This is a genomic window from bacterium, assembly GCA_040753555.1.
Taxonomy (GTDB): Bacteria; UBA9089; UBA9088; order UBA9088; family UBA9088; genus JBFLYE01.
The window spans coordinates 36,504-44,560 of sequence record JBFMDZ010000004.1 but is presented as its reverse complement, the minus strand read 5'-3'; the positions used below and the strand labels follow the sequence as shown (position 1 = coordinate 44,560).

Annotated in this window: 7 protein-coding genes; 6 read left to right on the top strand and 1 reads right to left on the bottom strand. The window is 34.8% G+C overall.

The annotated features are described in order from the left end of the window. Nucleotides 1-306: 306 nt before the first annotated feature. Nucleotides 307-528 (bottom strand): hypothetical protein, encoded by a 222-nt coding sequence (locus tag AB1630_00945; protein ID MEW6102379.1) that lies wholly within the window; start codon nt 526-528, stop codon nt 307-309. 287 nt (nt 529-815) lie between these two features. On the opposite strand from AB1630_00945, the gene AB1630_00940 reads away from it, so the two are divergent. The 6 genes from AB1630_00940 to AB1630_00915 are packed head-to-tail and all read left to right on the top strand — an operon-like array spanning nt 816 to nt 8,043. Beyond that, nucleotides 816-3,011 (top strand): methyltransferase domain-containing protein, encoded by a 2,196-nt coding sequence (locus tag AB1630_00940; GenBank protein ID MEW6102378.1) that lies wholly within the window; start codon nt 816-818, stop codon nt 3,009-3,011. 17 nt (nt 3,012-3,028) lie between these two features. After that, nucleotides 3,029-3,211 carry a 50S ribosomal protein L28 gene (gene rpmB / locus AB1630_00935; GenBank protein ID MEW6102377.1) on the top strand — a complete coding sequence of 61 codons (183 nt, stop codon included), beginning with the start codon at nt 3,029-3,031 and terminating at the stop codon, nt 3,209-3,211. Beyond that, nucleotides 3,196-4,233 carry a 3-isopropylmalate dehydrogenase gene (locus tag AB1630_00930; protein MEW6102376.1) on the top strand — a complete coding sequence of 346 codons (1,038 nt, stop codon included), beginning with the start codon at nt 3,196-3,198 and terminating at the stop codon, nt 4,231-4,233. The genes rpmB and AB1630_00930 overlap by 16 nt, the downstream gene beginning before the upstream one ends. Before the next feature lies 1 nt (nt 4,234). Continuing rightward, the gene (locus AB1630_00925; protein MEW6102375.1) at nt 4,235-5,773 is read left to right on the top strand and encodes a TonB-dependent receptor; all 1,539 of its coding nucleotides are present in this window, start codon (nt 4,235-4,237) and stop codon (nt 5,771-5,773) included. Nucleotides 5,774-5,823: 50 nt separating this feature from the next. After that, nucleotides 5,824-6,810 (top strand): type I glyceraldehyde-3-phosphate dehydrogenase, encoded by a 987-nt coding sequence (gene gap / locus AB1630_00920; protein ID MEW6102374.1) that lies wholly within the window; start codon nt 5,824-5,826, stop codon nt 6,808-6,810. A gap of 42 nt (nt 6,811-6,852) precedes the next feature. Beyond that, nucleotides 6,853-8,043 (top strand): phosphoglycerate kinase, encoded by a 1,191-nt coding sequence (locus AB1630_00915; protein ID MEW6102373.1) that lies wholly within the window; start codon nt 6,853-6,855, stop codon nt 8,041-8,043. Nucleotides 8,044-8,057 lie beyond the last annotated feature (14 nt).

The window sequence follows — 8,057 nt, the reverse complement described above, 5'->3', positions numbered from 1 at the left end:
GATATTGGACATTGGAAATTGGACATTTTTTTGACATTTGAACTTGGGATTTGGGATTTATTATAGAATGGATGAATTTTAAAACAGCCAAACATATAAAATACGATATACTGAATAGTTACTAAAAGAATTATTATTATGAGCATAGGCATAGAAACAAGCCCCTGTTTTCATATCCCTGGCTGTATATTGATATCTAGGTAGCTTAAGTCTCATCATTTGAAGCCAATACTTCTCTATATCACAAAGGTCTTTTGTGTCTATCTGAAGTTTCTTTAAAAGGCTTCATCATATTCTTAATCTCTCTTAAATCCCTTCATATCTTTTATTTTTTCTTCCTTTTCTTTCTCTTTTATAGCGATAAAGCCATTTCCTTATAATCTTCCTTGTTGTCTCAAAAACCCTTGCTCCCTGCCTTATTCCCATTTCTTCCGCCATCTTTACCATCTTAAGTCTTAAATCAAACTTATTTTTCATTATTTTTTTCATTGACATTCCCCTTATCATTTCGTAATATATCATCATCATCGGGATTTTTTGTTATTAAATTCTCCCATTTTTATCCTTTCTAATTCCTATGCTTTTATCTCCAAGATAAAATAATTTACCTAGGGGGTGGATACCATGTTCCCCATGAGTACATACATACGCATACGAGATTTTTTCTTGACAAGATAATATGTGTAGTGTATAATTGTATGTGTTTAGGTGCTTTATAATTCATTCACCTTATACTTCTCACTTATTTCAAGGTGAGTGGATATTAAACTTTTATTTTGTCTATAAAGGTTAGTGGTAATTCTTCCCTTTAAACAATGATAGCAATTTCTATCTTTCTCCTTGGCTTTACTGCTATAGGCTCTCAAATTGTCATTATAAGAGAATTTTTAGGTGTTTTCTATGGGAATGAGTTTTCTATAGGCTTTATTTTTGGTTGTTGGCTTTTGGGAGGAGCAATTGGAAGCTCTCTTTTTGGAAGGTTTGCAGACAAAATTAAAAACAATGCCTCTTTTTTCTCATCTTGTCAAATTGCTTTAAGCATTTTACTTCCCATTAATATCTTTTTTATAAGGTCAATAAAGGAAATTTTTAATATAGTTGCGGGTGAGATTATTTCTATTCACATTATGGGAGCATCAACCTTTATTATCCTTATTCCCCTTTGTAGCATTTTTGGCTTTATGTTTTCTTTGGGTTGCAGAATGATAGAAACAAAATCCATTTCTGCATTTTCTATTGGAATGGCTTATGCCTTAGAGGCAATAGGTTGTGCAATAGGAGGGTCTCTTTCAAGCTTCTTTCTTATTAAAATTTTTAATTCCTTTGAGATTATGGGTATATTTGCTTTATTAAATATTCTAATGGCTTTTTTCTTGGCAAAAAGGTTTATTTCTATATTTTTAAGCCTATTTTTTGTGGGAATGTTTTTATCCAATGGATGGAATTGCTTAAATGAATATTCTGTTAAAAGGCAATTTAAAGGATATAAGCTTCTTACATCTCAAAATTCTATCTATGGAAATATCTCCCTTGTCCAGAGGCAAAATCAATATTCATTTTTCTATAATGGCATTTATCTCTATACAATTCCAGATAGAGCAAGCTCTGAGGAGGCTTGCAATTTCAATCTTCTCTCCCATCCAAAGCCAGAAAGCATACTTTTAATAGGGGGTGGCTGTGGAGTAATTACAGAAATACTTAAACACCCTGTAAAAAATGTAGATTATGTAGAGCTAGACCCATTGATTATAAAGATAGCAAAAGATTATCTTCCAAATAACCATTTAAAGGATAGAAGGGTAAATATCAAAAATATGGATGGAAGGTTTTTTATTAAAACAACAGATAAAAAATACGATTGTGTTATTGTCTCTGTTGGAAGCCCATATACAGCCCAATTAAATAGGTATTATAGTATTGAATTTTTTAGGGAGGTAAAAAGGGTTTTAGGGAAAAATGGAATAATTTCGTTTGGTCTTTCTTCTTCAGAAAATTATATATCTCATCAATTAAGAGATTTTTTATCATCTATTTATGCTAGTTTAAAAAAGGTATTCTGTGATGTAAAAATAATACCAGGAGATACAATATATTTTTTAGCCTGCAATAAGAAGGGGGTATTGACCTATGATTACAAGCTCTGGATGGAAAGAATAGAAATGAGGAATTTGGATATAAAATACATTAGGGAATATTATCTATTTGAAAGAATGTCTAAAGAGAGGATTGCAAAAATAGAAAGCGTCTTAAATAAAACAAATGCCAGAATGAATTATGATGAAAGACCCATTTCTTACTATTTAAACCTAGTTTTCTGGTTAGGTCGCTTTGGTAATTCTTTATCAACGAAGATTATGGGATGGGTGCAGGAAAAAAGGATTATAAAGATTGCTATTTGTTTTTATTTTCTTATATTTCTCTTCTGTTTCCTTTCATATAAAAAGGCTATATTGGGGGCAATTATAACAACAGGAGTAACAGAGATTGCCTTTCAAACCCTGGTTTTGCTCTCCTTTCAAATAATCTATGGCTATATGTTTTATAAACTAGGCATTATAATTACCTCATTTATGATTGGTTTATCACTAGGCTCTTTTTGGATAATAGGAATTATGCACAAAATTAAAAAGGATTTTCCTGCCTTTATCTTAACACAAATTGCTATTTGTCTTTATCCCCTTTTAATTCCTTTGTTTTTTTATCTTTCCAAAGGAGATGTCTTTCCATTTCTACCAATTATTGCAGGATTTGTCGGAGGTATTAGATTTACCTTAGCAAACAAGATATACTTAAAAGGAAGGACAGATATTGGAAGGACAGCCGGGTTAAGTTATGGAATGATATTGCTCGGCTCTTGTTTAGGCTCCATATCAATACCCATATTTTTTATTCCCATAATAGGCATTTACAAAACATCCCTATTTATTGCTGGAATGAACATTGTTGTTTTAATTTTTCTTGTATCCGGCGCACATACTACAAAAAATTCTTTACAAAAGACCTTCTTTTAATTATACTTTTTTAAAAAATGAGTAAAGTATGTGATCTTTGTGGAAAAAAGCCCTTGGTGGGACATAGCGTCTCCCATTCAAATAGAAAGACAAAAAAAAGGCAGATGCCAAACCTTCATTCTACAAGAAGGATAGTTAATGGAACAAGCCTTAAGCTTAAGCTTTGCACAAAATGCCACAGGGGATGGCTTACAGAATAGGAGTAATCGCTGGTGATGGTATAGGCCCTGAGGTTACCAGGGAAGCATTAAAGGTTCTTTCTTGTGTTGCTTCTTCTTGCAATATCAATTATGAGCTTATTGAATACCCATTTGGCGGTGAATATTACCTTTCCAAAAATGAGGTTCTTCCAGGTGGAATTATTGATGAGCTAAAAGGTCTTTCTGCTATATTTCTTGGTGCTATTGGACATCCAGATGTTCCTCCTGGGATATTAGAGAAGGGGCTTCTTCTTAAGATAAGATTTTCTCTTGACCAATACATAAATTTAAGGCCAATAAAGCTATATCAAGGCGTGATTACACCAATTAAGGATAAGGGCCCAAAGGATATTGATTTTGTTGTTGTTAGGGAAAATACAGAGTGTGTTTATGCTGGAATTGGTGGAGTTTTAAGGGATGAGCTCGCAATTGAAAATATGGTCTACACAAGAAAGGGGATTGAAAGGTGTTTAAGATATGCATATAACCTTGCAAGAAAAAGGAGAAAAAAACTTACCCTTGTTGATAAATCAAATGTTCTTGTCTTTGGTCATGGATTATGGCAGAGAATATTTAAAGAAATAGGTAGCGAATTTAAAGATGTAGAGCAAGACCATGCTTATGTAGATACTATGTGTATGTGGATAATAAAGAATCCAGAAAGCTTTGACACTGTTGTAACCTGCAATCTATTTGGGGATATACTAACAGATTTGGGTGCTATAATTCAAGGTGGAATGGGTGTTGCAGCGGGTGGAAATATAAATCCAAGTGGTGTCTCTATGTTTGAGCCAATACATGGCTCTGCACCAAAATATGCGAACAGCAACATTGCAAACCCAATTGCAGCTATTCTGGCTGTGAGCTTGCTTCTTGAAAACCTAAATGAAATTGAGGCAGCAAAAAAGATTGAGAGTGCTGTTTCTTCTGTTCTAGCATCTGGTAAAATAAAAGATATGTCTGCAGGCAAAATGGGTCTTTCAACACAAGAGGTAGGAGACCTCATAGCTTTGGAAATTTAAAATGTTAAAAAAATTCCTTCCTTCCGCTCTTCTGCTCTTCTGCTATTCCGTCCTTTACGCAGAGGAGGGAACAACCACCATTCCACAATCAGAGCTTATTATTACAGGTTCTGATAAATCCTTTCTTGAATGGAAGGAAGAGCCAGCTGATGTAGAACTTTCCTTTCCTTTAATGGATGCTCCAAAACCAAAAGTAATAGAAAAAGAAAAGGAAAATATAGAGCTTAATATAGAAAAAAAAGAGGGGTTTAAAATAAAAGAGACATCTCCCCAATTCTTAAAAGAAGAAGCCCTTCCCTGGATAAAAATATCTATTGGAAATTATAACTTTTTTTCAAGCTCTATCCTTTTTGCAAAGGAGAAAGGGAAATTTGCAGGCTCTCTTGAGGTAGAAAGGGAAAGAAGGGGAGGGTTTAAATGGCAAAATAAAAATGATTTTCATTCGCAAAGTAAAGACAATATAAATCTTTTTTTAGGAATGGCTTTTAATGAAGCAAGGATTGTTATTCCATTTTCTTTTTTTAATGAGGAGGTTTTTCTTCCCTTTGAAAATAGGCAGGAGAAAAGAAAAAGGGCAGGGCTTGAGTTAGGATATGAAACACCTTTTTACAACAACCTTGTATTTTCAGGGAATATTTGGGATGAGAAAAAGGATTTTATAAAAAATAGGGGAATAGGAACAAAACTTTCCTTTGATTTTGCCAAGAAAAGTAGGCTAAATATAATTGCAGAAAATGAGGGAGACCTTGTAGAAAGAAGATTTCTTAAGATATTTTTCTCATTTTACCCAACAAAAAAGGAATTTAAAAAAAGGGGTGTTTTAATTCTCTCTGATGCTGGGTTCTCTATTTTCAAGAATAAAAAGGCAATGTTTCAGCCAGAGCTTGATATCTCCCTTAAATCAAAGATAAAAGATATGATATTTAATCTTTCACTTAAAAATTTCTTAAATAGCCCAAGCTTTTCCAAGCTTTATTTTCAAACTCCATATTCTACAATATCAACAAGCCTTGAGCCAGAAAGGGTATTTATGCTCTCAGGAGGTATAAGCTTAAAAAGAAAAAGCCTTTATGTCAAAAATTCCCTATTTCTTGAAAATAAAAACAATGCTATAGAATGGTATAAAAAAGCAGATGGCCTCTTAAGCCTAAGAAATTCTGGTTCTTTATTTAGCTATGGAATTAAAACAAATGTTAATTACTCATTGACAAAGAAGATAGATACAGAATTTTCTGGCTTTATAATGGGTTTATCAAAGGATATAAATTATATGCCTCAATTTGAAGGAGATTTTATCTTAAGATACAAAGACAAAGGTCTTTTGATAAGCCCTTATATTTCCTTTAAAGGCTCTCAAAAGACAGATTCAGGAGAAATAAGCCCCTATTTTGTTTTCAACATAAAAGGAAAGAAGAAAATATCCGATGAATTTGAGATATTCCTTGATATAGAAAATCTTTTTAACAGCGAATACAAAGAAATGGAGGATTATCCAGGGAAAAAATTTCTTGCATCTTGTGGTGTAAAAATAAAGTTGTAAATAAATGGGCATTTTGTATATAATGGAAGATTGTATTAGGAGGTAAAATTATGAAGGTTGCAATTAATGGATTTGGAAGGATTGGAAGAGTTGTTTTAAGGCTGGGGATAGATAGAGACATAGAATGGGTTGCCATAAATGACATTACAGACACAAAAACCCTGTGCCACCTATTAGAGTATGACTCTATCCACGGAAGGTTTAAATACCCTGTTGCGGTAGAGGGTGATTCTCTGGTAATAGGCGAAAAGAAGATAAAAGTTTTATCTTGCAAAGATCCAAAAGAGCTTCCCTGGAAGGATTTAGGGGTTGATGTTATTATTGAATCAACGGGAAGATTTACAAACAGGGCTGATTGTGCCTTACATATAGCAGCAGGAGCAAAGAAGGTTATTGTTTCTGCACCTGCCAAAGACGAGGACATAACAATTGTTATGGGCATAAATGAGGATAAATACGATAAAGATAAACACAATGTTATTTCAAATGCATCCTGCACAACAAACTGCCTAGCACCCCTTGCAAAGGTTATTCTTGATAATTTTGGAATAGAAAAGGGGTTTATGACAACAATACATTCCTATACAAATGACCAAAGAATCCTAGACCTTCCACACAAAGACTTAAGGAGGGCGAGGGCAGCAGCTTTATCTATGATTCCAACAACAACAGGTGCGGCAAAGGCAATAGGAAAGGTTATTCCAGAGCTTTCTGGAAAGCTTGATGGTATTGCTGTAAGGGCTCCAAGCCCAAATGTCTCCCTTGTTGACCTTGTTGCTATTACAGAAAAGAAAACAACAAAGGATGAGGTGAATAGGGCATTTAAAGATGCATCAGAAAAGGGAAGGCTTTCAAAATACCTTAAATATTGCGATTCTCCCCTTGTTTCATCAGACTTTAATGGAGACTCATCATCCTGCATATTTGATAGTGAGCTTACATTTGCAAAGGATGACCTGGTTAAGGTCTTTGGCTGGTATGACAATGAAACAGGATATAGTATGAGGATAATTGACCTTTTGGAATATATAAAATAAATAAGTTAAAGGCTAATAAACATTAAAAGGAGGTAGGATAAAATGTTAAACAAACTTACACTTAAAGACCTTGATGTAGTGGGAAAAAGGGTATTGGTAAGGGTTGATTTTAACCTTCCTGTTGATGAAAGGGGTGAAATTATTGATGACACAAGGATTGTGGTTTCCCTTCCAACAATAAATTATATCTTGGAAAATGGAGGGTCATGTATCCTGATTTCACACTTTGGAAGGCCTGATGGAAGAATAGAAGAATCTTTAAGGCTTACAGCCGCAGGAAAGAGATTAAGCGAACTACTTGGGAGGGCTGTCAAAAAAACCTCTGATTGTATTGGAGAAGAGACAAAGAAGGTCTGCAGGGAGCTTAAAGGGGGCGAGGTGGTTCTCCTTGAGAATGTTAGGTTTCACACAGAAGAAGATGAGAACGACCTTCTTTTTGCAAAGGAATTAGGGAGTCTGGGAGACCTTTATATCAATGATGCCTTCTCTGTTATCCATAGAGAGCATGCCTCTGTCTGTGCTATCTGTAGGGTTGTTCAAAAGGCAGCCGCTGGCTTTCTCCTTGAAAAAGAGGTTGAATATATGACAAAGGTCTTGGAATCAAAGGAAAAACCTTTAATTGCAATCCTTGGCGGAGCAAAGGTTTCTACAAAGATAGACTTAATAAAAAACCTTCTTTCAAGGGTTGATGAGCTTTTAATAGGTGGAGGAATGGCATATACATTCTTTGCAGCTTTGGGCATCCCTGTTGGGAAATCCATTGTGGAAAAGGAACATATCAATATGGCAAAGGAAATCCTCCTTCAAAGCATTGCTTTGGAAAAACCCATTTATCTTCCCTCTGACCATGTTGTTGCTACATTTGTTTCAGAGGGAGCTGATATAACTATTGTTGGAAGGGGAAGCATTCCGGGGAATCAAAGGGCTGTTGATATTGGGCCACAAACCATAGAGAAATTCTCAAAGGTTCTAAGGAAGGCAAAGTGCATATTTTGGAATGGACCAATGGGTGTCTTTGAAATAGAGAGGTTTTCAAAGGGAACATTAGAAATGGCTAAGGTTTTGGGAGAAAGTAATGCAACAACCATTGTTGGAGGTGGAGACTCAGTAGCCGCTGTTGTAAAGCTTGGGCTAGCAGATAAGATGACCCATATTTCAACAGGTGGTGGTGCCTGCCTTGAATTTCTAGGAGGAGCAAAGATGCCAGGCCTCTCTGCTTTAACAAACAAATAAAAGAGTCTGGGGGT